The following is a 20,448-nucleotide window of genomic DNA, read 5'->3' on the forward strand; positions in this document are numbered from 1 at the left end:
AAGGCGCCACCCTTACCGCGTCTGCGCGCTCGCCGCGAGCTCCGCCCGCTTCTCGTCCGACACCACGGCCAGATCCAGCACCTTCTGCAAGTCGGCGGCGTGGCGGAAGGACGGTTCGGCCTGCACGCCGGTCCGCACCGCGTCGGCGAAACGCCGGTAGTTGGTCGCCACCGTGCCGGCGTCGAGCTCTTCCCATATCCCGTCGTCGACATTTTCGCCGAGGCAAGCCTTGAGCGACGAGCCGTCGAGATTGTGCACCACTTCGAGACCGCCTCTGTCGCCATAGATGCGCAGGCGCAATTCGTTGAGATGGCCGGTCGCCCAGCGGCTGGCATGCACCACGCCGAAGGCGCCGTTGGAGAAATCCACCGTCATGGCGAAACTGTCATTGGCGTCGAGCCCGTAGTCGCCGATGCGGTTGCCCGGCGCCTTGTCGAAGGAACGCAGCCGGCAGAACACATGATCGATGCCGAGGGCCGCGCCATAGCTGGCGAAATCGAGGATGTGGATGCCGACATCGCCAAGCACGCCGTTGGAGCCGTGGCCGCGCGACAGCCGCCAGAGCCATTTCGGGTCGCTGCGCCAGTCGCCCCAGAATTTCGACACCAGCCAGCTCTGCAGATAGGACGCCTCGACATGCCGGACCGTGCCGATCTCACCGGCCTGCACCATCCGGCGGGCTTTCTGCAGCGCAGCGACATTGCGGTAGGTGAGGTTCACCATGTTGACGATGCCGGCTTTCTCGGCGGCCTCGGCCATCTCGATCGCCTTGCCGAAATTCTCGGCCAGCGGCTTCTCGCACAGCACCGGTTTGCCGGCGGCGATCAGCTGCATGGTGGTCGGGTGGTGGATGCGGTCCGGCGTGACATTGGCCACGGCGTCGAAAGCGCCCCATTTGAGCGCCTCGTCCAGCGCGGTGAAGCGGTTGGGGATGTTGAAGCCGTCGGCGAATTCGCCGACGCGCGCCGGATCGAGGTCGACGGCCCCGACAATGTCGACGCCATCGATGGCGCTGAATTGCCGTGCATGTTCCTGCGCCATCCAGCCGGTGCCAAGTATCAGAAGCCGCATTTTTCCTCCTTGGTGCGAGATGTCGTCGCGCCAGGCGGGATGCCGGACCCCCTCCGCGGCGCGCGTCGGACAGGCCTCCCCTCCCGGACCCGCCTCAAATAGCGCGAATGATCCCGCCGTCGACGCGGATGTTCTGGCCGGTGATGTAGCCAGCGCCGTCCGAAGCCAGGAAGGCGATGGTCGCGGCGATCTCTTCCGACGTGCCGTAGCGCTGCATGGGCACGGAGTCGCGGCGTTCTTCCGTCGCCGGCAGGCTGTCGATCCAGCCGGGCAGCACATTGTTCATGCGCACATTGTCCGCTGCATAAGTGTTGGCGAATATCTTGGTATAGGCGGCAAGGCCGGCGCGGAACACGGCCGAGGTCGGGAACATCGGGCTCGGCTCCACCACCCAGGCGGTCGAGATGTTGATGATGGCGCCGGCCTTCTGCTTGACCATCTGCGGCGCCACGATGCGCACTGGCCGGATGACGTTGAGCAGGTAGACGTCCATGCCGGCGTGCCACTGTTCGTCCGTGATCTCCAGGATCGGCGCGCGCGGCCCGTGGCCGCCGCTGTTGACCAGAACGTCGATGCGGCCATAGTGCTCCAGCGTCAGGTCCGCGAGGCGCCGCAGATCCTCGTTCGACTGGTTGGAACCGGTGACGCCGATGCCGCCCAGTTCCTTGGCCAGCGCCTCGCCCTTGCCGGACGAAGACAGGATGGCGACCTTGAACCCGTCCGCCGCCAGCCGCTTGGCCGCTGCCGCCCCCATGCCGCTGCCGCCCGCCACGATGACAGCCACTTTTTCTGAACTCATTGGGTTTTCCTTCTCGGGTTGGCGGGAATTTCGGTCTCAGCGGTCATATAGCCGGTTTCGCCGGCCGGTTCGAACCAGAAAGGCTGAACCGACCTGCAGAAAAACGCGAACATGTCACTCGACTTCAAGGAGCGACGGGCAGCAAAGCATCCGGCTTTACATTGGCGATCGAGGCGTAGGTGTGCGTTTCCCGAACGCCGGGCAGCGGCAGGATGACACGCTGCAGAAAATCCTGGAACATCGCCATGTCGGCGATCCGTGCCTTGACCAGATAGTCGAAGCCACCAACCACCATGTGGCACTCGATGATCTCGGGCGCCCGCAGCACCGCTTCGGCGAAGCGGTCGAAGACATGCGGCGCCGTGTGGTCGAGCCGCACCTCGATGAAGACGAGCTGTGCCTGCCCGATCCTGGCCGGATCGAGAACGGCTCGCACCGCGCGGATGAAACCTTCGGCGAACAGCCGCTTGACGCGCTGCGCAGCTCCCGTCGGCGACAGGCCGACGCGGCGGGCCAGATCGAGCGTCGTGCGGCGGCCATCCTCCTGCAACAAGCGCAGCAGCGAGCGGTCGATGCGGTCGAGATCGTCCATTTCAGGATTCACACTTTCGAACGGGAGCAAACGCGATAATCACGCCGAAATAGCCAAAACAGCATATTTCATCACGCCCATGGATCGCAATACCGTTGCCGTGCACTCCAGCCACCAACGAAAGCGTATCCATGACGACAGCCCTATCGATCTCCCGCAGCGCCCAGGCCAAGGGCGACACACCGGTGCTCGTCCTGAGCGAGGCCGAGGTGAAGACATGCGTCGATCTTCGCCAGCTTCTCAACGCGCTGGCCAGCGGCTTCAAGGCGCTGTCCGGCGGCAAAGTCGTCAATCCGGCCCGGCCGCAGCTCGACATTCCGCAGGCCGGCTATTCGCTGGCGATGCCCGCCTGGATGGCGGGCATGCACCTGACGGTGAAGATCGTCAACGTGTTCGAGGGCAATATCGCCGACGGCATCCCAAGCCACCTTGCCACCATCCATCTGTTCGACCCTGCGACGGGCATGCCGGTCTGTGTCATGGACGGCACCTACATCACCGCCGTGCGCACTTCCGGCTCAGCCGTGCTTTCGGTGCGCGAACTCGCCCGCCCCGACGCAAGGATCGCGACCGTGGTCGGCGCCGGTGTGCAGGCCGGCCAACATCTCAATCTCCTGCCGCTGGTGCGCGACTTCGCCGAGATCCGCGTGGTCTCGAAGGAATTCGCCGATGCGCAAGCGCTTGCCGCCCGGCATGTCGGCGTCGTCGCCGTCGACGATCTCGAGGCCGCGATACGCTCGTCGGATGTTGTCTGCCTGGCAACGCACTCCTACGAGCCGGTGATCTCGGCCGACTGGGTGCGGCCCGGCACCCATGTCTCGTCGGTCGGCGTCGCTCCGCCCGGCGGCGAACTGCCTGTTTCGCTTATCGGTAGGGGCAGTCTGTTCGTCGAGACGGCCGATGCCTTCGCCCCTACTCCGGTCGGCTCTTGCGAACTTGACGGCCTCGATCCGCAAACCGGAACCGAACTCGGCGAGATGCTGCTGGGGCTCAGGCCAGGGCGGGTCAGCGCCGAACAGATCACCATCTACAAGGCCATGGGTGTGGCCATGGAGGACATGGTGGCAGCCGACCTCGCCTATCGCGAGGCGGTGCGGCAGGGATTGGGGCAAACCGTTTCGTTATAGCGAGGAGTGAGAAGGTCGTGCAGCTTTGCCCCGGCCTTTCCGCCCTATCCTTCCACCGTCTCCAGCACGCTGAGCAGCGTGCCTTCCATGTCGGGCTCGTCGCCGGAGCAGACGCACAGCATTTCGGCGTCGCCGTCGCCCACAGAGAGGTAGGCGTGGCCCATGGTGGAATCGATATAGACGCTCTCGCCCTGTTTCAGCCGCACCGGCGCGTACTGGTCGGTGTGCAGCTCGATCTCGCCCTTGAGCACGATCAAAAATTCCTCGCCGGCATGTTTCGTCAGCGGCCCGAACTCCTCGGGCGTGCGGGCGCGCGCATAGGCGTGGATCGGCACCATGCGCTTGCGCACCAGGTCGGTGGCCAGGTACCGGTAGTCGTAATTGCGGGTCAGTTGGCGCAGTGTGTTGGACGGTGACGTCACGGAGCGGCGGGTGCGCGCCGCCGGCTGCTTGCGGTCGCCGCTGAGCAGTTCCGTTACATGGATGCCGAGCCCTTCGCAGATCTGCAGCAGCTTGTCGTAACTCAGCGACATCTGGTCGTTCTCGACCTTGGACAGCGTCGACACCGCGACACCGGTGAGCCTGCTCACCTCCTGGAGGGTCCAGCCATGCGTCTTCCTCAAGCCGCGCAGGCAATCACCCAGCTTCGGTTGCTCCGACATATCAGCTCCATGCCGCGGGATCGCGCCGCTCCATCCTAGGTAATTGAACTTCCCGCCGTCATCAACAACGCCAACAATTTTCTTATACGCTAAATATTGACTGGATAAGAAATTATTTTTACGACTGGACGATGCAGTCGAATTCACTCCCGAAAATCGTCGTCATCGGCGGCGGCATTGCCGGCCTCTCGCTTGCCGCCGAGGTGGCGGACTGGGCCGACGTCACCCTCATCGAGCGCGAGAGCCAGCCGGGCTATCATGCCAGCGGCCGCTCGGCCGCCCTGTTCACCGAGACTTATGGCAACCGCCTGGTGCGCGCGCTGACGCTGGCGAGCCGCCGGGCGATCTTCGACGGCGGCTTCGTCGCGCATCAACGTGGCGCGCTGCATGTCGGCCGCGCCGATGACGGCGCGGCCGTCGACCGGCTGGCCGGCGAATTGCAGGCCATGGTGCCGAGCGTACGCCGCCTCTCCGCCGCTGAGCTGCATGCGCTGGTTCCCGTCATCGATCCGCAAACCACATGCGGCGGTGTCCATGAACCGGGTGCGGTGGACGTCGATACCGGCAAGATGCTTGCGGCCTGCGCTTCGGCACTGAAGGCCAGGGGCGGCATCATGCGCACGAGCGAAGAGGTGCGCGAGGTCGCGCCCGCCGGCAATGGCTTGCGCGTCGCCACCAGTGCCGGCGCCTATCCCGCCGACATCGTCGTCAACGCCGCCGGCGCCTGGGTCGATGTCGTGGCCGGCCTGGCGGGGCTCACCGGCCTCGGCTTCCAGCCCAAGCGGCGCACCGCCTTCCTGTTCGACCCGCCCGCGGGCGCCGACATTGCCGGCTGGCCGCTGGTGGTCGATCTGCACGAACAATTCTACTTCAAGCCAGACGCGGGCAGGCTGATCGGCTCGCTGGCCGACGAAACCGATTCCGAGCCTTGCGACGCCTGGCCGGAAGACATCGACGTCGCCATCGCCGTCGACCGGATCGAGCAGGCAACGTCCATGCGCATAGGCCGCCCGTCGACGCCCTGGGCCGGCCTGCGCACCTTCGCGCCCGACCGCACGCCGGTCGCCGGCTTCGACCCGCGCCTGCCCGGCCTCTTCTGGCTCGGCGGCCAGGGCGGCTATGGTTTCCAGGTGTCGCTGACATTGGCGCGGCTCGGCTCGGCGCTGATGCGCGGCCAACCCTTGCCCGACGATGTCACCGCGCTTGGCGTCACCGCCGCGGGGCTGGCGCCCGACCGCTTCCTGGCCCCGGCGGCGAAGCCATGAATTTCATGCCCTTCCCTCAACCAGAAAAAGTGTCATCAGGAGCGTTTGCGATGAAATCCACCGTTCTGCGCACAGTGCTTGGCTCGACCCTTCTGGCCTCGTCCGTCCTTCTCGGCGGGCAGGCTCATGCCAAGACGCTCGTCTATTGCTCGGAGGCCAATCCCGAGACCTTCAACCCGGCGATCGGCATCGCCGACTCCACCATGGATGCCGCCGCCAAGACGATCTTCAACCGGCTGGTGGAGTTCAAGCCGGGCACGACCGAAGTCGGACCGGCGCTGGCCGAGAGCTGGGATGTCTCGCCGGACGGCAAGACCTACACATTCCACCTGCGCCAAGGCGTGAAATTCCAGTCGAACGAGCATTTCACGCCGACGCGCGAGTTCAACGCGGACGACGTCCTTTACACGTTCAACCGCCAGCGCGACGCCAACAATCCCTACCACAAGCTCGGCGGCGGCTCTTACGAATACTTCAACGCGCTGGGCATGGGCACGCTGATCGACAAAATAGACAAGGTCGACGATTACACCGTGCGCTTCACGCTGACGGCCCCCAACGTCACCTTCCTGGCCGGGCTGGCGCTCGACTACCTCTCGATCTTGTCGCTGGAGCAGACCGAAAAGATGGTGGCCGCCGGCACGCCGGAGCTGATCGACAGCCAGCCGGTCGGGACCGGCCCGTTCATGCTCGAGGCCTATGTGCCCGACAGCCAGGTGCGCTACGCCGCCAACAAGGATTACTGGCGCGGCGCGCCGAAGATCGACACGCTGGTCTTCGCCGTCACGCCCGAGCCGACCACCCGCGTCGAGCGCCTCAAGGCCAATGAATGCCAGGTGGCGGCCCCGCCCCCGCCCAGTGCCGTCGCCGAATTGCGCGCCGATCCAGACATCACGGTCCTCGACCTCAAGGGCCAGAATATCGGCATCCTCGGCTTCAACGTCGAACATCAGCCGCTGGGCGATGTCCGCGTGCGCACCGCGCTTGCCAAGGCCGTCGACCGCAAGGCAATCGTCGATGCCGTCTATGCCGGCGCCGGCACGGTTGCCGGCAGCGTCGTGCCGCCGGCGCAGCTCGGCGCCGTCACCGATGCCGGCATCGACTACGATCCCGACGGCGCGAAGAAACTGCTGAAGGAAGCAGGCCACGAAAGCGGCCTCAAGATCAGCCTATGGGCGTTGCCGGTGTCGCGCCCCTACAACCCCAACGCCAAGCGCATGGCCGAGATGATCCAGGCCGACTGGGCGAAGGTCGGCGTGCAGTCCGAGATCGTCAGCTTCGAATGGGGCGAATATCTCAAGCGCACCGCCGCGGGCGAGCAGGACGCTTTCCTGCTCGGCGGCAGCAGCGACAATGGCGATCCCGACAACATGCTGAGCTATCTCCTGTCCTGCGACGGCGTGAAGGGTGGCTCGAACCGGTCGCGCTGGTGCGACAAGGATTTCGAGAAGCTGCTGGATGAAGGCCGCGTCGCCGCCGACCCGAAAGAACGCGCCGCGATCTACGGCAGGGCGCAGGCAATCCTGAAGGCCGAGGTGCCGGTGGCGCCGATCGCCCATTCGCTGGTGGCGATCCCGATCCGCAAGAGCGTGCTCAACTACATCCTCGACCCCTTCGGCCGGCAGAATTTCGCGGCGGTCGATGTGGCTGAGTGAGGGCAGGCGCTCCCTGTCCTTCCCCCCTTGTGGGGGAAGGTGGATCGGCGCGCAGCGCCGAGACGGTTGAGGGGTGTTCCAGCGGAATGAGACGTTGGTGTTCCCTGGAGCACCCCTCATCCGACCTCGCTTCGCGAGGCCACCTTCTCCCACAGGGGAGAAGGAAAAAAGAAAGCGATATCAATGCCGAAAGACCTGACCTCCCTCCTCAACAGCTACCTCGCCGACGGCGCGGTGGGTGCCTCGCTGGCCTATTCGACAGGCGCCGCGCCAATCGCCCTCACCGCGGGCCTAGCCGATCGCGCACATGGCACATCAGTCACACCGGACCAGTTGTTCAAGATCGGCAGCTGCACCAAGACCTTCGTCGCCGCCGCCCTGGTCAAGCTCGCCGAGACCGGCAAGCTCGAGCTCGGCGCGCCGATCTCCTCCTGGTTCCCGGATCTGCCGGGCGCAGGGAATATTTCGGTGCGCCAGCTGATCAACCATCGCAGCGGCCTGCCGGAATTCGAATATTACATACCGATGGATCCGGGCCGGCAATGGACGCCGCAGCAGCTGGTCGACATCGCCTTCGCCTCCGACAAACAGAAGGCACCGGGCGGACCCGCTGTCTACAACAACACCGGCTATGTGTTGGCCGGCATGGTGATCGAGGCCGTCACCGGCCAGTCGCTCGGCGCCTATGTCAGAAGCGCGGTCCTGCGGCCGCTCGCCCTGGAAAACACCTGGTCGCCAGCCACCGAAGCATTCCCGGAAAGGTCGATGGTGCGCGGCTACTACCACCGGCCGCCGCTGGCGCCGGGCGCACCGACAGACATCGCTTCCGGCGGCGAGATGTGGCGCATGGACGGCGTGCTGCCCTACTCCGACGAATTGCAGGATTCTTCCGATTCCTTCCCATTCGGCGCCGCCTATGGCTGCGGCGACATGGTGTCGACGCCGTCCGACATGGTGAGCTTCATGCGCAGCCTGTTCTCCGGCAAGCTCTTGTCGCCGCCTTTCTTCGCCGAGATGTTCGAACGCCGCGTGCCGGCGAGCTTCCCGGGCACCCGCATGCGCGAGACCGGCGCCGGCATGTTCCAGAGCGCCTATGCCGACCGCGCCTTCTACGGCCATCAGGGCAGCATTCCGGGCTATGTCGCGGTCATGCTGCATGATCCGGCGACCGGTCTTACCATCGCCATGGCCAGCAATGTCGGCTCCGGCAACCGCCTGTCCTTCCAGGCCAGCGGCCTGCATCCCGTGGTGGATCAGGCGATCCGGATCATTCTGGAGCAGCCAAGCCGGGCAGCATCTGGCTGAGCACGCGATCTCGCAGAAGAACGTGGTGGAAGACGGCCGCCGCGGCGTGCAGGCCGGCCAACCACATGAGGATGTCCCCAAGCGTGCCGTGGATTTCCGCCAGCGAAGCGCCGACGTCCCATGGGGCGAAAAGCGGACCGATCGGACCGAAGCCGTACACCGTGACCGGATGGCCGCCAAACCATGCGCCGAGCATGGCGGTCACCGGCACAGCGAACATCAACGCGTAGAGCGCCCAATGTACCGCCTTCGACCCGACATACATCCAGGCGGGCATGGACGGAGCGTCGGGAATGCGATCGAACAGCCGCCAGGCCAGGCGGATCACCAGCAGCCAGAAAACCGCGAAGCCGAGCGATTCATGAAGCAGCAGCATCGAGGCCCTGGGCGCTGAATAAACGCGTGTAGGAGGACCGCCTGCCGAGACCAGGAAGGCGATGAGCACGAGCAGTGCCGTCAACCAGTGGAATGCCTGGGCAAGGCTTCCGTAGCGAGTTGTGGTACCGGACAGTGACATGCAGGAACTCCGCGGCAGTTGCACAAGGCTCCCCGCGCCAGGCCGAATTTGCCTTTATTTAGTGCGCCTCGAGTGAGAACGATTTATGGCGGAGCAGGTCGGGTCGGCTTGTCGCACCGGCTGCACAGCCAAGGCGCTTGAGACCCTTCAGGTTTTCGACCAAAACACCGCCGCCGTCGCCGCGACGATCTCCGCATTGTCCAGCGCCACCTTTCCATCGGGAAGCGTCCTGCCGTCTTCCAGTCCGACCCGCGTCGACCAGCGCCTTCGACGCGCGAGCTCCACGAACGGCCAGACCGTGGCATCGGCGCCGTGCAGCAGGATCGGCCGCCGCACCCCGGCGCGGTCCAGCGCGGCGGCGATGCCGTGCGCCTCGGCGAGTGCGGCGGGCAATTCCTGTATGTCGATCTCGATCAGGATGCGCAGCACCCGGCCGTGATCGGCAAGACTGACGAACCGCTGGCCATCTTCCGTTGTGGCAAGGCCGGCCTCGATGCCGACGCCGCGCTGGCGCAAAAGCTCCATCACGGCGGGCGCGTCGGCCTCCGAAAGATTGACCGAAGCATAATCGGGCAGTTCGCGCCAGCCGGCGATCGCGGCGCGGGTGCGCTCGACGTCATTCTCGATCCAGGCGCCTGTCGACACGCCGATCAGCGTGCCGGGACAGGCCCGGCGCACCGCCAGCACGGTCGCGTCGACGGCGGCCAGACTCTCGCGCCCGTCCACGCCGCGCGGATGGATGTGCAGCTCGGCCGCGCCCGCGGCGATGCAGGCGGCCGCATCGCTCGCCATCGCCTGCGCCGTCAGCGGCAATTTCGGATGAAAATCGCGCGGTCGTGCGCCATTGATGCAGGCCTGGACGATCATGGCTGCCATCCTCGGACAAGGGAGTAGCATTCTAGCCGCGTGGCAAGGCATGGCAAAGGGGTTGGGCGTTGTCTCTCCTGACAGCCACCGCCTCGCCCTTCTTGCCGGAATCCCCCGGCATTTGAATAAAATCCGCCTGTGGATATTTACCCTGCGTTCCGCCGGACCGGCCAAGGTATATTAGGGCGAGGTAATGGAGGGATCATTGACCAGCGATTTTTCAGCCGCCCGGGTGCATCTCGAACGCGCCTATCACTATTTGCGCGGCGACGACGAGACAAGCCGCTCGGCATGCGAAGCCCTCGACCTGCTGATCGAAGCGGTCGCGGAGGCGCAGCACAGGCGATCGGAGGCAGAGGTGTTGGAGTTTCCGCGATCGGCACGGTTCGCCGACCGCCAGTGATCGTTCCACCGCGCCCGGCCGACCTCCCGGAGCCGTTCCAGGGCCGTGCTTAACAGCTCTTCGGGATTGCCTAATGGAGTGTTGGAGTGGCTCGGCGATTCTGGCGGGCGGCTTGCCCGCTTCAGGCGCGCCGCCTGCCGGGCGTTCCGGCCGTCGCGCGCGAAACGATCGCCTCCAGCGGCTCGGGACGATGCAGAAAGAAGCCCTGGCCGTAGGCGACCCCCATGTCCTGGAGCATCGCCAGCGTATCGTGCCGTTCGATCTTCTCGCCTACCACGGCGAAGTCGAGGCTCCTGGCAATGCCGGTCATCGCCAGCACGATCTCGCGGTCGAAGCGGCTGTCGGTGATATGTTCGATGAACGAGCCGTCGATCTTGATCGCATCGACGGGAAAGCGCCTGAGATACTCGAACGAGCTCATGCCGGCGCCGAAATCGTCGAGGCTGACCCGGCAGCGTCGCTCGCGCGCCTTGCGCACGAAGTCCTCGGCGGCGTCGAAATTGGTGACGGCCGCGGTTTCGGTGATCTCGAATCCGATGCCGGAATGCGGCGCACCGGTTTCCTCGATGGTGTTGTCGACGAAATCCCACAGCCCCGGATCGCTCAATGTCTGAGCCGACAGGTTGAAGCCCAGCGTCAGCGCCCCGGCACGCAGCGCCGGTCCGTGCCGCAAAAGCGCCGTGCGAATGATCCAGCGGTCGAGTTTCGAGGCGATGCCGAAACGCTCGGCCACCGGGATGAATTCGCTCGGCGGCACCAGCCGCCCGTTGCGCGCGGCGAGCCTCGCCAGCACTTCGACGTGCCGGCACTCTTGCCATGGCTTTCCCAGGAGATGGATTTCCTGGCCGAACAGTTTCAGCCGCCCGTCGTCCATGGCATCGACGGTGTCGGCTGCGATGCGCGCCGCATTGAGGCCGGCGGCCCCAGATCGCGCCGCGGCCGAAAACACCGCGAAGCGGTTGCGCCCCGCCGCCTTGGCCGCGTAGCAGGCGTCGTCGGCGCAAGCCAGCGCATCGGCCACGGTGGTCGCGGCGTCATCGATGAAGGCGATGCCGATCGAGGCCGCCAGTCGGCGCGATGACGCGGCCGGGCCGAGATCGGCCTCGCGCACCGCCCCAAGCACGGCGCCGGCGATCCGCTCGGCCTGCACCGCGTCGCAATGCGGCACCAGCAGCGCGAACTCGTCGCCGCCCAGGCGCGCCGCATGCGCCGACGGCGGCAGGCAGCCGCGCATGCCCCCCGCGACGCTCTTCAGCGCCAGGTCGCCGGCGGCATGCCCGGCGAAGTCGTTGAGCGCCTTGAAATAATCGAGATCGACATAGAACACCGCCAGCGGCGCTCCCGCCGCGATATGCTCGCCAAGCAGCCTGTCGAAGGCGGCGCGGTTCCACAGGCCGGTCAGCGCGTCGTGGCGGGCGGCATGGGCCAGTTCCTGTTCGCGCAGCTTGTCTTCGGTGATGTCGCGCACCGTGCCGAGGATCTGGCCGGCGGCACCGGCGGCGGCGACGAAACGCACCAGCGATTCGACATGACGGATATCGCCGTCGCGCCTGATGATGCGATATTGCGCGGCAATGACGCCGTCGGTTTCCAGCGGCGCCCTGTGGGCGCGTTCGGCCGCCTGCTTGTCGTCGGGATGCAGGTAGCTGTGCCATAGGTCGGCCGTCACCTCGTCGGTAACGGCGACAAGGCCGAAAATTTCCCTGGTGCGGGAATCCCAATAGCTTTTGTTGCTGGCGATGTCGTAGTGCCAGATGCCGGTGCCGCTGGCCGCGAGCGCCAGGCGGAAGCGGATGTTGACCCGTTCCAGCGCGGCCTCTGCCGCCTTCTGTTTCGAAATATCGGTCTGCACGCCCATCAGCCGGATCGGTTGGCCATCGCCGTCGCGCTCGACGATGCCGCCGCGGTCGAGCACCCAGACCCAGTGGCCTTGCTTGTGCCGGAGCCTGAGCTCGGTCTCGATGGTGTCGGTCAGGCCGGCGATGTGACGGTCGCCGCTGGCCAGCGCCTGCTCGCGATCGTCGGGATGGGTAAGCCGCAGCCAGAGGTCGCTGCTGTTGGCAAGCTCGCTTTCGTCATAGCCCAGCATCCGCGCCCAGGTGGCGGAATAGAAACACTCGCCTGTCCGAAGGTCCCAGTCCCAGACACCAAGTTGGGCGCGCTCCAGGGCCTTCTCCCAGAACGTTCCATTACGGCTTTTCTTGTCCTGACCCGCCATCTTCCGTTTCGTCCAACCCCGCCGGGGGCAATCTGCGGCAAAACCAGAGAAGAAAGCGTTACCACGCCGGTGGCTCTGCCGCGTTCCTCGCTTGCGGTCCCGACTTTCGATTGGCGGGCAAGAAGCGGAGTTTGCCCGCCCGCCGATCCTCCTAGTGTTTGCGCGGGGTCGCCGCCCGCCCTGGCGATCTCGTGCAAACACAAGAGGACTTTTCCCATGACCAAACAGGAAGACAACAAGGCCGTCGTCGTTAGATGGTTCACTGATTTCTGGGGTGAAACCTTGCGATCTTTCCGTCGTCGACGCCATCGCCGCGCCCGACATGCTGCTCAAATATTCGCTGCATGAACCGCGCCGCGGCCGCGAGGACATCAAGGCCTTCATGACCGATTTCCGCGCTGCCTTCCCGGACCTCAACTTCTGGGCCACCGCCGACCTCATCGCCGAAGGCGACTATGTCGTCGGCCAGTGGGAAGGCGGCGGCACCCATGCCGGTCCGGCCTTCAGCGATTTTCTCGTCGGTTCGCTGCCCGCCGCCACCGGCCGCACCATGCGCTTCACCGGCACCACGGTGCTGAAGGTGATCGACGGCAGGATCGTCGAGGAGATCGGCCTCGACGACGGCGTCGCGGCGTTGACCCAGCTCGGCCTGATCAAGGCGGCTTGAATGAGAGGGACCATCGCCGTCCAGGCAGTGGTCCCTCTCGATTGCACGTGCGTGACGAAAGGCCTCTTGGCAGCAACCCAACACAGGGCCAGCACCGCCATCGACCTCAGCCCGTATTTGAATACAATACTACACTATTGAGTATTATATTGGAAACCAGACACCATTACGGGTGCAACAAGATATTAATACGTTGCCGCCAGAACAATCATAACAAGTTCGAAAGCTGGCGGGACCTCCCTGATGAGTGGGCACACCGGAACACAGGGCGGCGATCTCCGATCGGTTTCCACTGTTGATCTTGGCGTGGCGACAACCAGAAGCAGCTGGCTGCTGACGGGCCTGTGCCTGGTCTGCGTCGCGACGGCGCTTTGCCTGCGGCCTGAGCGATATCTTCTGCTGTCCATAAAGTACTTCGGGACATTCCTCGGCTTGCTGCCGGTGCTGCTGGTGGTTGGCCTCGGGTTGACGGCATTGGTGTATGGCGGGCCCAGGCCGACAAGATTCATGGTGCACATACTCAAGGAACGCGGGCCGGCGGCCGCGCGGGTCGTCTTGCTATTCTTTCTCGGCATCATCGCTTTCACGACATTCAGGATCACCATACCGGAGATCGTGCCTTACTATGCCGATCCCATGCTGGCCGACCTCGATCGTTGGCTGCACGGCGTCGATCCTTGGGTATGGACGCACGGCATCGTTTCAGAGCCCGCCTCCATGCTGGTTTTCAAGGCCTATATGTCCTGGTGGTTCATGCAATGGCTTGGCGTCGTGCTCTTCGTCGCCTTCTGGAACAGTCCCGCCCGGCGCATCCGCTATCTCTGGGCGTTCGCGCTCACCATGGTGTTGTGTGGCACCGTTCTTCCAATCATGCTGTCATCCAGCGGGCCGATATTCTACGACCGGTTCTATGGCGGCAGCCGATTTGCCGGGGTGCTCGCAGCGCTGATGGCAGACCCGTATGCCTTGCCGGTGCGGTTCGCCGCCAGCTATCTGCTCGATGCACACGACAGCGGCAGCTCCGCGCTGGGCAGCGGCATCACGGCGATGCCAAGCATGCATGTCGCCATCGTCACGCTCAATGCCTTCTTCCTCACCGGCTTTGGTCGCCGCTGGGCCGTTGCAGGCTGGTCGTTCGCCGCACTCATCCTGTTCGGCTCGGTCTATACCGGCTGGCACTATGCCGTGGACGGCTACCTGTCGATCATCGTGGTCTCTCTGCTCTGGTACCTGACCGGACGCTTCGTTCTACCGGCATCGGGGCAGCAGGCTTCCGACGTGGTCCAACAGTCTTCCGATACGGGATCGGCGGCCCCTAATCCCGCGCCGCGATAACGGGCCGGAGCGGACAGCGTCGAGCCAGGCGGCCTTCACCGCCCGGCTTCATTGCTTACTGGCTGGGCGCCACCGCGTGTTCGCACGACACTTTCGGGTTCATGTCGGCGAAGGTGCCGGTCGGGTTGCCCTTCCAGGCCCAGACATGCAGCTCGTAGAATTCGCCCAGGCCGTAACGGTTGGGCGCACTGTTGAAGTTGAACAATTGGCCGTCCAGTGACGCCGGCCCCTTGGCGGTGATGTATTCGACCGCCACCAGCTTCAGTGTGCCGTCGGCCATCGGCTCGTACATCACGGCCTCGGGACGGGCGATGTCGATCTTGTCGTCCTTCAGGTATTGCCCGTTGACATAGTGAATGCCCATCGCGCCGCCGGTGATGCCGCTGGCGCAGGGAATGGGCGCATAGCCTTCGTCCGTGGCGACCTTGACGTCGAGGAACCGGCCGTTCGCCGCCCGCACCTTACCGGCCAGTGGATTCGCGCCGGATGTAGATGCGACCTCGTCCTGATGGGCCTGGGCGAAAGTGGCGCAGACGGCCAGCATGGCCCCCGCCATGAGAAGCCCGTTGTGGAATTTGCGTATCATGTTCATTCCATTCTTCTTGAAAAGGCCCAGCGCGCCGGCCGCCGGAAATACGGAGGCGCGGCAGGCAAGCGCCGTGATTGTCGTTGCTCGGAGCACCCGCAAGCGATGCGACGGATGGAGGAAAGCTTCATCCCTTCGGCAGATACGGGATCGTCCCCGCCAGGTCGGTGTTGTCGATCATCTGGAAGCGGCTGTCGCTGCCATCCTGGCGGGCCGAGACGAAGGGCGCGTAGGCCGGATCGTTGGCGAAGGCGCGCGCCGCCGCTTCCGACGGGAATGCCATCAGCGCGATCAGAGTGGTGTCGAGCGGCTTGCCTTCAAGCGTCTTCACATTGCCGCTGCGCGACAAATACTTGCCGCCATGCTTGTGGACGAGGTCGTGCACCGATGCGGCGTAGGCCGGCATCCACTGCGGGTTCTTCACCTTGATGTCTGCAATGACGTATGTGGTCATGGTCTTCTCCCTGTTACGGCGCACAGGGGAGATCCCCGCGGCCGGTCAAAGGGCTCGCATGGCAGAGCCCGCGCCGGCCAGTCCGCGATCTGTACCGGGCCGGTACAGTTTCCGTACTGGCCGCTTCCTTCATGAAGGCCTAATGTTCAGCCCAGTTTCGAGGGAGGACGTCGGATCATGGTCCACGGATACAAGCAGTTCTGCCCGCTATCGATGGCCGCCGAGGTGCTGTGCACCCGCTGGACGATGGTGCTGATGCGCGAATTGGTGGCGGGTTCGACCCGTTTCAACGACCTGCGCCGCGGCGTTCCCAAAATGTCGCCCAGCCTTCTGTCGCAACGGCTGAAAGAGCTCGAGCTCGCCGGGATCGTCGAGCGCAAGGAGGTGCCGGGCGAGAAGGGCATCTCCGAATACCGGCTGACGGAGGCCGGCCGGGATTTGCGCCCCGTCGTCGAGGCGATGGGCTTTTGGGGACAGAAATGGGTCGAGTCCCGGCTGTCCCTCAAGAACCTCGATCCGTCGCTGCTGATGTGGGACATGCGGCGCAATCTGAACCCCTCGCCGCTGCCCGACGGGCGCACCGTGATACAATTCCTGTACCAGGAGCTGCCGGCGTCCAAACGGTCGTGGTGGCTGATCGTCGAAAAGCATGGCGAGGTCGATCTGTGCTGGTACGATCCGGGCTTCGATATCGACCTCTACGTCTCAACCGACCTGCACACGATGACGGCGATCTGGATGGGATTGATCACCGTCGAGAAGGCCGGCGCGAAGGTCGCCTTGACCGGAGATCAGCACATCGCAAGGAAGATGCAGACCTGGCTCGGCCTCAGCCCGTTCGCGGTCGAGCCCAAACGGGCGGCGTAGGATTCTGGAGCCCGTTAGGCGCGCTTTCGACCCCGATCATTTGCAAGATGATAGGGTTGCACGAGGATTTCGGCCGGAATGTTCCATTCCTTGTTCAGTTTGAAGACCATGTCCAGGGTCAAGGCCCGCTTCCTGTTCAGCACCTCCGTTGCCCGGGGTGATGATCCGATCACCTCGGCCAGAGCCTTTCGCGGCAAGTTGAACAACTCCATGTGGGATTGAATGGCTTCAACGGGATCGGGTGCTTCAATGGGATAGTGCTTGTCCTCATAGGCCTCGATCAGGGTTGCGAGAACATCAAATCGGTCGCCATCGGGAGAGCCGATTTCCGGCTCGTTCTCGAAATATTGGGTGATTTCGGCAATTGCCCAATCGTAATCGGCTTCGGTCTTAAGAGGTCGAATGTTTTCCATCACACCTTCTCCGGATCAATCTTGTCATACTCTTTGTGTGTCCCGACGAATAGGCTCGCGTCCACCTCTCAGTTGGCAGGAAACGGGTGGCGACGCGGGTCGTCTGCGGCTTCAATGCCGGCCATGTTCATCACCCTTGCCAAGGATCTCAAACCCGCGCCGCTGCCGGTCGCCGACGATCCGCGCTGGACGCAAGTCGTGGCGCGCGACAAATCGGCCGATGGCAGCTTCTGGTATTCGGTGGCCACGACCGGCGTCTATTGCCGGCCCTCCTGCCCGTCGCGGCGCGCCAACCCGAAGAACGTGCAGCTCCACGACACGCTGGACGAGGCCAGGGCGACCGGCTTTCGCGCCTGCCGGCGCTGCAATCCCGACGGACCTTCGCTCGAGGCCGGCAACGCCGCGATGGTGGCCGAGGCCTGCCGCAGGATCGAACAGAGCGAGGAGGAACCGTCGCTCGGTGAACTGGCCGCCGCCGCCGGCCGCAGCGCCGGCTATTTCCACCGCACCTTCAAGGCCGTCACCGGCCTGACGCCAAAGGACTACGCGGCCGCCCGGCGCGCCGAAAGGGTGCGCCGGGGCCTGGAAGACGGCGCCAGCGTGACAGCGGCGATCTACGATGCCGGCTTCAATTCGAGCGGACGCTTCTATGAGAAGTCGGCCGGCATGCTCGGCATGACGCCGACGCGCTCCCGCGCCGGCGGCGCCAGCGAGGAGATCCGCTTCGCCGTCGGCGAATGCTCGCTCGGCGCCATCCTTATCGCATCGAGCAGGAAGGGGGTCGCCGCGATCCTGCTCGGCGACGACCCGGACGCGCTGGTGCGCGACCTGCAGGACCGTTTCCCCAAGGCGCGCCTGATCGGCGCCGACCGCGATTATGAGGCGCTCGTCGCCCGCGTCGTCGGTTTCGTCGAGGCTCCAAGGCTTGGTCTCGACCTGCCGCTCGACCTGCGCGGCACCGCGTTCCGGCAGCGCGTCTGGCAGGCCCTGCGGGACATCCCGGCCGGCCGCACCGTCTCCTATGCCGAGATAGCAGGGCGCATCGGCGCGCCGAAGGCGACCCGCGCCGTTGCCGGCGCCTGCGCCGCCAACGCGCTCGCGGTCGCCATTCCCTGCCACCGCGTGATCCGCAAGGACGGCGCCCTGTCCGGCTACGCCTGGGGCGCGGAGCGCAAGCGCGCGCTGCTCGGCCGCGAGGCCTGAGGAGGAGCGGCAATGGGCGCGATGGCAAGGTCTTCCACCACCGATGCGGACATTGGGATCCCCCATCGCGGCGCCGTCAGACGCGCCAAAGATGCGCGGTCGCTGGTGATGGCTGCGCTCGGGGAGCTTGTCGAGAGCGGCAAGGCCGAGTGGAGCCGTGGCGCGACCGGCGAGATCGAACTGCGGCTGTTATCAGGCGAGGTTTTTTTGCTTGGCGAGGTTGCTGTCATTCGTATCGCATAAATCAGCGCTCTACGGCGCCCCCCTCTGTCCTGCCGGAGGGGGGCGCCGTAGGGTACTTACCTCCGCACCGTTCCGGAAATTGAATTTGAAAGCAAGCATCGGAGTGAGGAACGGAAGGCACGCGGCTAGGGTTCAGGCACACAGAAGGAGTGAAGCAATGAACCTCATGCAAACCCACACGCCGGCGACAGCCTCCGGCGCCGACACCATCACCTACGCCATCGCCCAATCCGCGATCGGCAAAATCCTCGCCGCGCGCGGTTCCCTCGGCGTCTGCACCATCCTGATCGGCGACGACGCAGAGGCGCTGGCGCAGGACCTCGCCAGCCGCTTTCCCGGCAAGATGCTGGTCGAGAACGAGACCGCCTTGCATGACGATCTCGCGGCGATAGCATGTTTCATCGAAACGCCCGCCGCCGGCCTGGACCTGCCGCTCGACATCAGCCACGGCACGCCGTTCCAGCAAAAAGTTTGGGGCGAGCTTCGCAGCATCCGCCGCGGCGCAACCATCACCTACGCCGCCCTTGCCCAGCGTCTCGGCCAATCGAACGGCGCCCGCGCCGTGGCGACGGCCTGCGCCGCCAACGCGATCGCGCTCGGCATTCCCTGCCACCGCGTCGTCCGCGCCGACGGCACGCCCTCCGGCTACCGCTGGGGCACTGAGTGCAAGCACGCTTTGCTCGACAAAGAGGCCGCAATATGAACGCCCATGCCAAGGTTGCGGCATCGGTGGTGAAAGCCGCCGAGGAACGCGTTGCCGCTTACGACTGGCCAGCCCTAGCCGCCGAACTCGACGGCTTCGGCTGTGCGGTGATGGAAAAGCTGCTCACGCCGCAGGAGTGCCGGCAACTCGCCGGGCTCTATCCGCATGAAGAACATTTCCGCAGCCATATCCACATGGCCAGGCACGGCTTCGGCAAGGGCGAATACCGCTATTTCCGCTACCCCTTGCCAGACCTGATCGGCGGGCTTCGCACGGCGCTCTATCCCAGGCTCGCCGAGGTCGCCAACCGGTGGAACGAACGCATGGGCATCGCCACGCGCTATCCCGAAACGCATGCCGCCTTTCTCGAGCAGTGCCACGCCGCCGGCCAGGTCAGGCCGACGCCACTTCTGCTGCAATATGTGCCCGGCGACTTCAACTGCCTGCACCAGGACCTCTATGGCGACCTCGCCTTTCCGCTGCAGGTGGCGGTTCTGCTTTCAGAACCCGGCGAGGATTTCACCGGCGGCGAGTTCGCCCTGACCGAACAGCGGCCGCGCATGCAGAGCCGGGTGGAAGTGGTGCCCTTGCGCCAGGGCGATGCCGTCTCCTTCGCCGTCCACAATCGGCCGGTGCAGGGCACCAAGGGCAATTACCGCGTCAATCTGCGCCACGGCGTCAGCCGCCTGCGCTCGGGCATGCGGCACACGGTGGGCATCATTTTTCATGATGCGAAGTGAATTGGTGAGGCCAAGGTGTTGACCAAGAGTACATCGAGGCGCGTGTTCCCTTCGCCCCTGGGGGCTAAGGCACAACCGCGCTTGGTGCTGCATCGCCGACTGCCATGCCCAAGCTCAACGGCAGGCATGATATCAGTGCAATGCCTTTCGATTAGCCGGCCGGCGCGTAGCGACTCACCACCATGCCGCTCGCATAGGATTTCGAGCCGAGCAGCCGCAGCCTGCCGAACCCGCCTTGGTCGAAGATGCGGCGGCCGGCGCCCAGCACGGCCGGGTTGATGAACAGCTGGAACTCGTCGACCAGCCTGGCCGCGATCAGCGCCGAGGCGAAGCCGGCGCCGCCGAACACCGCGATGTCGCCGCCCTCACCCCTCTTCAGCAAGTCGACCTCCCGCGGCAGGTCGCCGCTGACCACTGTCGTGCGCTCCCATCGCGAGGCCTTGAGCCTGTCGCTCGGCACCACCTTCCTCGCCTCGACGATGCGCTGGGCGAAAGCATAGAACGGGTCGCGCGGATATCTCTTCGCCGCATTGCCCCAATGGGTGAGGTAGCCTTCCTCGGCCATCTTGCGGCTCAAGAGGATGGTATCGATGCCGGCGAAGACGGCGTTGAAGTCCCGCTTCAGCTCCTCGTCCCAGGCGCTGTCGTCGCCCCATTCCCAGAGCTGCCAGCGATGATCCCCGGCGGCGCCGACAAAACCGTCGACCGACATCTGCATCTGGAGGATCAGCTTTTTCATCATGGTTCTCCCAGTCA

22 protein-coding genes and 1 pseudogene are annotated in these 20,448 nt (G+C 65.0%); 12 read left to right on the forward strand and 11 right to left on the reverse strand.

Annotation, left to right across the window (positions count from 1 at the left end):
- Window positions 1-12 precede the first annotated feature (12 nt).
- The 3 genes from FJ426_RS25740 to FJ426_RS25750 all read right to left on the reverse strand — a co-directional run bounded on the left by FJ426_RS25740 (window position 13) and on the right by FJ426_RS25750 (window position 2,462).
- On the reverse strand, window positions 13-1,071 hold the full coding sequence (locus FJ426_RS25740) for a Gfo/Idh/MocA family oxidoreductase (RefSeq protein ID WP_140825561.1): 1,059 nt from the start codon (window positions 1,069-1,071) through the stop codon (window positions 13-15).
- Between the two features lie 94 nt (window positions 1,072-1,165).
- Window positions 1,166-1,870 carry an SDR family oxidoreductase gene (locus FJ426_RS25745; RefSeq protein ID WP_140500029.1) on the reverse strand — a complete coding sequence of 235 codons (705 nt, stop codon included), beginning with the start codon at window positions 1,868-1,870 and terminating at the stop codon, window positions 1,166-1,168.
- A 124-nt stretch (window positions 1,871-1,994) separates the two neighbouring features.
- Window positions 1,995-2,462 (reverse strand): Lrp/AsnC ligand binding domain-containing protein, encoded by a 468-nt coding sequence (locus FJ426_RS25750; protein ID WP_140516010.1) that lies wholly within the window; start codon window positions 2,460-2,462, stop codon window positions 1,995-1,997.
- Window positions 2,463-2,593: 131 nt separating this feature from the next.
- On the opposite strand from FJ426_RS25750, the gene FJ426_RS25755 reads away from it, so the two are divergent.
- Window positions 2,594-3,589 (forward strand): ornithine cyclodeaminase family protein, encoded by a 996-nt coding sequence (locus FJ426_RS25755; RefSeq protein WP_140516012.1) that lies wholly within the window; start codon window positions 2,594-2,596, stop codon window positions 3,587-3,589.
- 44 nt (window positions 3,590-3,633) lie between these two features.
- Here FJ426_RS25755 and FJ426_RS25760 read toward each other — a convergent pair whose 3' ends face one another.
- Window positions 3,634-4,251: an XRE family transcriptional regulator gene (locus FJ426_RS25760; protein WP_140516014.1), complete on the reverse strand. Its 618-nt coding sequence runs from the start codon at window positions 4,249-4,251 to the stop codon at window positions 3,634-3,636.
- A gap of 131 nt (window positions 4,252-4,382) precedes the next feature.
- Between FJ426_RS25760 and FJ426_RS25765 the strand changes: the two genes are divergently transcribed.
- The 3 genes from FJ426_RS25765 (at window position 4,383) to FJ426_RS25780 (ending at window position 8,476) form a co-directional block, all read left to right on the forward strand.
- Entirely contained in the window at window positions 4,383-5,516 is a 1,134-nt protein-coding gene (locus FJ426_RS25765) for an FAD-binding oxidoreductase (protein WP_140557854.1), read from the forward strand.
- A 50-nt stretch (window positions 5,517-5,566) separates the two neighbouring features.
- On the forward strand, window positions 5,567-7,171 hold the full coding sequence (locus FJ426_RS25770) for an ABC transporter substrate-binding protein (RefSeq protein WP_140825562.1): 1,605 nt from the start codon (window positions 5,567-5,569) through the stop codon (window positions 7,169-7,171).
- A 183-nt stretch (window positions 7,172-7,354) separates the two neighbouring features.
- Entirely contained in the window at window positions 7,355-8,476 is a 1,122-nt protein-coding gene (locus FJ426_RS25780; protein WP_140557849.1) for a serine hydrolase domain-containing protein, read from the forward strand.
- On the opposite strand, the gene FJ426_RS25785 is transcribed toward FJ426_RS25780, so the two are convergent.
- Together FJ426_RS25785 and FJ426_RS25790 are read right to left on the reverse strand one after the other, a co-directional pair.
- Window positions 8,439-8,993, reverse strand: a complete 555-nt coding sequence (locus FJ426_RS25785; RefSeq protein ID WP_140500038.1) for a cytochrome b — start codon at window positions 8,991-8,993, stop codon at window positions 8,439-8,441. The genes FJ426_RS25780 and FJ426_RS25785 overlap by 38 nt on opposite strands.
- A gap of 147 nt (window positions 8,994-9,140) precedes the next feature.
- Window positions 9,141-9,860 (reverse strand): 3-keto-5-aminohexanoate cleavage protein, encoded by a 720-nt coding sequence (locus FJ426_RS25790; protein WP_140825563.1) that lies wholly within the window; start codon window positions 9,858-9,860, stop codon window positions 9,141-9,143.
- Window positions 9,861-10,065: 205 nt separating this feature from the next.
- Between FJ426_RS25790 and FJ426_RS25795 the strand changes: the two genes are divergently transcribed.
- Window positions 10,066-10,263, forward strand: coding sequence for a hypothetical protein (locus FJ426_RS25795; RefSeq protein ID WP_181165267.1), 198 nt, complete (start codon window positions 10,066-10,068; stop codon window positions 10,261-10,263).
- A gap of 121 nt (window positions 10,264-10,384) precedes the next feature.
- Here FJ426_RS25795 and FJ426_RS25800 read toward each other — a convergent pair whose 3' ends face one another.
- Entirely contained in the window at window positions 10,385-12,481 is a 2,097-nt protein-coding gene (locus FJ426_RS25800) for an EAL domain-containing protein (RefSeq protein ID WP_140825564.1), read from the reverse strand.
- Between the two features lie 216 nt (window positions 12,482-12,697).
- On the opposite strand from FJ426_RS25800, the pseudogene FJ426_RS25805 reads away from it, so the two are divergent.
- Window positions 12,698-13,148: pseudogene (locus FJ426_RS25805) on the forward strand (ester cyclase).
- Window positions 13,149-13,391: 243 nt separating this feature from the next.
- Window positions 13,392-14,483, forward strand: coding sequence for a phosphatase PAP2 family protein (locus FJ426_RS25810; protein ID WP_140561097.1), 1,092 nt, complete (start codon window positions 13,392-13,394; stop codon window positions 14,481-14,483).
- A gap of 55 nt (window positions 14,484-14,538) precedes the next feature.
- On the opposite strand, the gene FJ426_RS25815 is transcribed toward FJ426_RS25810, so the two are convergent.
- Both FJ426_RS25815 and FJ426_RS25820 read right to left on the reverse strand, forming a co-directional pair.
- On the reverse strand, window positions 14,539-15,075 hold the full coding sequence (locus FJ426_RS25815; RefSeq protein WP_181172783.1) for a hypothetical protein: 537 nt from the start codon (window positions 15,073-15,075) through the stop codon (window positions 14,539-14,541).
- Between the two features lie 121 nt (window positions 15,076-15,196).
- The gene (locus FJ426_RS25820) at window positions 15,197-15,523 is read right to left on the reverse strand and encodes a DUF1330 domain-containing protein (protein WP_140500048.1); all 327 of its coding nucleotides are present in this window, start codon (window positions 15,521-15,523) and stop codon (window positions 15,197-15,199) included.
- A gap of 174 nt (window positions 15,524-15,697) precedes the next feature.
- On the opposite strand from FJ426_RS25820, the gene FJ426_RS25825 reads away from it, so the two are divergent.
- The gene (locus FJ426_RS25825; protein ID WP_140561098.1) at window positions 15,698-16,390 is read left to right on the forward strand and encodes a helix-turn-helix domain-containing protein; all 693 of its coding nucleotides are present in this window, start codon (window positions 15,698-15,700) and stop codon (window positions 16,388-16,390) included.
- Between the two features lie 14 nt (window positions 16,391-16,404).
- Here FJ426_RS25825 and FJ426_RS25830 read toward each other — a convergent pair whose 3' ends face one another.
- Window positions 16,405-16,803, reverse strand: coding sequence for a type II toxin-antitoxin system HigA family antitoxin (locus FJ426_RS25830; protein WP_140561099.1), 399 nt, complete (start codon window positions 16,801-16,803; stop codon window positions 16,405-16,407).
- Between the two features lie 123 nt (window positions 16,804-16,926).
- Here FJ426_RS25830 and ada point away from each other — a divergent pair, with 123 nt between their 5' ends.
- The 4 genes from ada (at window position 16,927) to FJ426_RS25850 (ending at window position 19,692) form a co-directional block, all read left to right on the forward strand.
- Complete coding sequence (ada, locus tag FJ426_RS25835; protein WP_181176988.1) at window positions 16,927-18,006, forward strand: bifunctional DNA-binding transcriptional regulator/O6-methylguanine-DNA methyltransferase Ada; 1,080 nt, start codon at window positions 16,927-16,929, stop codon at window positions 18,004-18,006.
- Window positions 18,007-18,018: 12 nt separating this feature from the next.
- The gene (locus FJ426_RS25840) at window positions 18,019-18,249 is read left to right on the forward strand and encodes a hypothetical protein (RefSeq protein ID WP_140500055.1); all 231 of its coding nucleotides are present in this window, start codon (window positions 18,019-18,021) and stop codon (window positions 18,247-18,249) included.
- A 157-nt stretch (window positions 18,250-18,406) separates the two neighbouring features.
- The gene (locus FJ426_RS25845) at window positions 18,407-18,952 is read left to right on the forward strand and encodes a methylated-DNA--[protein]-cysteine S-methyltransferase (RefSeq protein ID WP_140825566.1); all 546 of its coding nucleotides are present in this window, start codon (window positions 18,407-18,409) and stop codon (window positions 18,950-18,952) included.
- Window positions 18,949-19,692: a 2OG-Fe(II) oxygenase gene (locus tag FJ426_RS25850; protein ID WP_140561102.1), complete on the forward strand. Its 744-nt coding sequence runs from the start codon at window positions 18,949-18,951 to the stop codon at window positions 19,690-19,692. The genes FJ426_RS25845 and FJ426_RS25850 overlap by 4 nt, the downstream gene beginning before the upstream one ends.
- A gap of 151 nt (window positions 19,693-19,843) precedes the next feature.
- Here the strand turns inward: FJ426_RS25850 and FJ426_RS25855 are convergent, their stop codons facing one another.
- Complete coding sequence (locus FJ426_RS25855; RefSeq protein ID WP_140561103.1) at window positions 19,844-20,431, reverse strand: dihydrofolate reductase family protein; 588 nt, start codon at window positions 20,429-20,431, stop codon at window positions 19,844-19,846.
- Window positions 20,432-20,448: the final 17 nt, after the last annotated feature.

This window comes from Mesorhizobium sp. B2-6-4, assembly GCF_006441495.1.
Taxonomy (GTDB): domain Bacteria; phylum Pseudomonadota; class Alphaproteobacteria; order Rhizobiales; family Rhizobiaceae; genus Mesorhizobium.

Excerpts from the sequence above, each read along its gene's own strand:
- FJ426_RS25740 (WP_140825561.1), bottom strand. The coding sequence starts at position 1,071 with ATGCGGCTTCTGATACTTGGCACCGGCTGGATGGCGCAGGAACATGCA.
- FJ426_RS25745 (WP_140500029.1), bottom strand. The coding sequence starts at position 1,870 with ATGAGTTCAGAAAAAGTGGCTGTCATCGTGGCGGGCGGCAGCGGCATG.
- FJ426_RS25750 (WP_140516010.1), bottom strand. The coding sequence starts at position 2,462 with ATGGACGATCTCGACCGCATCGACCGCTCGCTGCTGCGCTTGTTGCAG.
- FJ426_RS25755 (WP_140516012.1), top strand. The coding sequence starts at position 2,594 with ATGACGACAGCCCTATCGATCTCCCGCAGCGCCCAGGCCAAGGGCGAC.
- FJ426_RS25760 (WP_140516014.1), bottom strand. The coding sequence starts at position 4,251 with ATGTCGGAGCAACCGAAGCTGGGTGATTGCCTGCGCGGCTTGAGGAAG.
- FJ426_RS25765 (WP_140557854.1), top strand. The coding sequence starts at position 4,383 with ATGCAGTCGAATTCACTCCCGAAAATCGTCGTCATCGGCGGCGGCATT.
- FJ426_RS25770 (WP_140825562.1), top strand. The coding sequence starts at position 5,567 with ATGAAATCCACCGTTCTGCGCACAGTGCTTGGCTCGACCCTTCTGGCC.
- FJ426_RS25780 (WP_140557849.1), top strand. The coding sequence starts at position 7,355 with ATGCCGAAAGACCTGACCTCCCTCCTCAACAGCTACCTCGCCGACGGC.
- FJ426_RS25785 (WP_140500038.1), bottom strand. The coding sequence starts at position 8,993 with ATGTCACTGTCCGGTACCACAACTCGCTACGGAAGCCTTGCCCAGGCA.
- FJ426_RS25790 (WP_140825563.1), bottom strand. The coding sequence starts at position 9,860 with ATGATCGTCCAGGCCTGCATCAATGGCGCACGACCGCGCGATTTTCAT.
- FJ426_RS25800 (WP_140825564.1), bottom strand. The coding sequence starts at position 12,481 with ATGGCGGGTCAGGACAAGAAAAGCCGTAATGGAACGTTCTGGGAGAAG.
- FJ426_RS25810 (WP_140561097.1), top strand. The coding sequence starts at position 13,392 with ATGAGTGGGCACACCGGAACACAGGGCGGCGATCTCCGATCGGTTTCC.
- FJ426_RS25815 (WP_181172783.1), bottom strand. The coding sequence starts at position 15,075 with ATGAACATGATACGCAAATTCCACAACGGGCTTCTCATGGCGGGGGCC.
- FJ426_RS25820 (WP_140500048.1), bottom strand. The coding sequence starts at position 15,523 with ATGACCACATACGTCATTGCAGACATCAAGGTGAAGAACCCGCAGTGG.
- FJ426_RS25830 (WP_140561099.1), bottom strand. The coding sequence starts at position 16,803 with ATGGAAAACATTCGACCTCTTAAGACCGAAGCCGATTACGATTGGGCA.
- ada (WP_181176988.1), top strand. The coding sequence starts at position 16,927 with ATGTTCATCACCCTTGCCAAGGATCTCAAACCCGCGCCGCTGCCGGTC.
- FJ426_RS25840 (WP_140500055.1), top strand. The coding sequence starts at position 18,019 with ATGGGCGCGATGGCAAGGTCTTCCACCACCGATGCGGACATTGGGATC.
- FJ426_RS25845 (WP_140825566.1), top strand. The coding sequence starts at position 18,407 with ATGAACCTCATGCAAACCCACACGCCGGCGACAGCCTCCGGCGCCGAC.
- FJ426_RS25850 (WP_140561102.1), top strand. The coding sequence starts at position 18,949 with ATGAACGCCCATGCCAAGGTTGCGGCATCGGTGGTGAAAGCCGCCGAG.
- FJ426_RS25855 (WP_140561103.1), bottom strand. The coding sequence starts at position 20,431 with ATGAAAAAGCTGATCCTCCAGATGCAGATGTCGGTCGACGGTTTTGTC.